The sequence below is a fragment of the Streptomyces sp. NPDC093261 genome, from assembly GCF_044753645.1.
Classification (GTDB): Bacteria; Actinomycetota; Actinomycetes; order Streptomycetales; family Streptomycetaceae; genus Streptomyces.
Genome location: NZ_JBIVNO010000001.1, coordinates 936,685 through 938,769, shown reverse-complemented (window position 1 = coordinate 938,769; position 2,085 = coordinate 936,685). Strand labels below are relative to the sequence as shown.

At 75.5% G+C, this 2,085-nt stretch carries 2 protein-coding genes; both read right to left on the bottom strand.

Annotated features, from left to right (window positions below; genetic code table 11):
* The coding region (locus tag ACIP94_RS04280) for a hypothetical protein (protein WP_402419271.1) at positions 1–850 on the bottom strand (850 nt) is incomplete at its 3' end.
* Positions 851–1,318: 468 nt separating this feature from the next.
* On the bottom strand, positions 1,319–2,085 hold a 767-nt coding region (locus ACIP94_RS04275), incomplete at its 5' end, for a hypothetical protein (protein ID WP_402419268.1).

Below are 2,085 nucleotides of genomic sequence, written 5' to 3'. Positions count from 1 at the left end.
GCAGGGTTCGCAGGGCTTCCAGGGCTCTGCCGGTCCGCAGGGTGCGACGGGTGCTCAGGGGTCTGCCGGTGCTCAGGGTGAGGCGGGCATGCCGGGTGGGCAGGGCGTGCAGGGGGCGGCGGGTCCGCAGGGTTCTGATGGGGCTCAGGGGTCCAGTGGTGCGCAGGGCGAAGCAGGTGCGCAGGGTTCGCAGGGCTTCCAGGGCTCTGCCGGTCCGCAGGGTGCGACGGGTGCTCAGGGGTCTGCCGGTGCTCAGGGTGAGGCGGGCATGCCGGGCGGACAGGGCGTGCAGGGCGCGGCGGGTCCGCAGGGCGCGGCGGGTCCGCAGGGCTCGACGGGCGCCCAGGGTGCGGCGGGCGCGTCGGGTGCGCAGGGCTTCCAGGGTCCCGCCGGTCCCCAGGGCTCGACGGGCGCCCAGGGCGCGACCGGTGTGGATGGTTCCCAGGGCGCTCAGGGTTCGGCCGGCTCCCAGGGCTCGACGGGCGCCCAGGGTGCGACGGGCGCCCAGGGTTCCACCGGCGCTCAGGGTGACTCGGGTGCGTCGGGTGCACAGGGTGTGCAGGGGGCGGCGGGTTCGCAGGGTTCCGATGGGGCTCAGGGGCCCAGTGGCGCTCAGGGCGACGCAGGTGCGCAGGGCACTCAGGGTGTTCAGGGTTCCATCGGTCCGCAGGGAATCGCCGGGCCTCAGGGCTCCGGTGGTGTCCAGGGCGAGGCGGGTGCGCAGGGCACTCAGGGTGTGCAGGGTTCCGCCGGTCCGCAGGGTTCCACGGGTGCTCAGGGCCTGGCGGGTGTGCAGGGCGAGGCGGGTACGCCGGGCACTCAGGGCTTCCAGGGATCTCCGGGCAGCCAAGGCTCTGACGGTGCGCAGGGTTCCACCGGGGCTCAGGGGGCCACGGGTACGCAGGGCGCACAGGGTTCACAGGGTCCCCGGGGCCAGGAGGGCACCACCGGCGCCCAAGGAGTGGCGGGTGCGCAGGGTTTCCAGGGGTCCACCGGCGCTCAGGGCGTCGCCGGCCCCCAGGGTTCCGACGGCACCCAGGGCCCGCAGGGCTTCCAGGGCGAGACCGGCGCTCAGGGTGTGGCGGGGCCCCAGGGAGCGACGGGCGCTCAGGGGCCGTCCGGCGGTCCGCAGGGTCCACAGGGGACGGCCGGTGCACAGGGACCTGCCGGCGGTCCGCAGGGCGTTCAGGGTGCCGACGGCGCGCAGGGTCCGCAGGGTTTCCAGGGACTCACCGGCGCGCAGGGTACGACCGGTACTCAGGGCGCCACGGGTGCGCAGGGCACCACCGGCCCCCAGGGCTCCGCCGGTCCGCAGGGCTCAAACGGTGTCCAGGGCGCGACCGGGGTCGAGGGCCCGCAGGGCTTCCAGGGCTCCGACGGCCCGCAGGGTTCGCCCGGTCCTCAGGGTTCCACCGGGGCACAGGGTGACACGGGTACGCAGGGTGCTCAGGGCTTTCAGGGCGCGACGGGGACCCAGGGCTCGACGGGTGCGCAGGGCACGACCGGTGCGCAGGGTGCGGCGGGTGTCCAGGGGTCTCAGGGGTTCCAGGGTTCCGCCGGTCCGCAGGGTTCCACGGGTGCGCAGGGCACGGCCGGCGCCCAGGGTGAGGCGGGCGCTCAGGGGTCGCAGGGCTTCCAGGGGTCCGCGGGCCCGCAGGGGTCCACCGGAGCACAGGGCGCGACAGGCGCCCAGGGCGATACGGGCGCCCAGGGTGAGCAGGGGGTCCAGGGTTCCACCGGCGCACAGGGGTCCACCGGGGCACAGGGCGCCACGGGTGCGCAGGGTGACCAGGGGTTCCAGGGTTCCGCCGGTCCGCAGGGAGCCACCGGCGCGCTGGGCCCCACGGGTGCTACGGGGGCTACGGGTGCTCAGGGAGCCGACGGTGCACAGGGCACACAGGGGTTCCAGGGTCCCGCCGGTCTTCAAGGCGCGACGGGTGCTCAGGGTTCCACCGGCGTCCAGGGTGACACGGGTGCTCAGGGTGCTCAGGGCTTTCAGGGCGCTGCGGGTGCTCAGGGTGCGGCGGGGGCGCAGGGTTCGCAGGGGGTTCAGGGCGAGGCGGGTGTGCAGGGCACGCAGGGGTT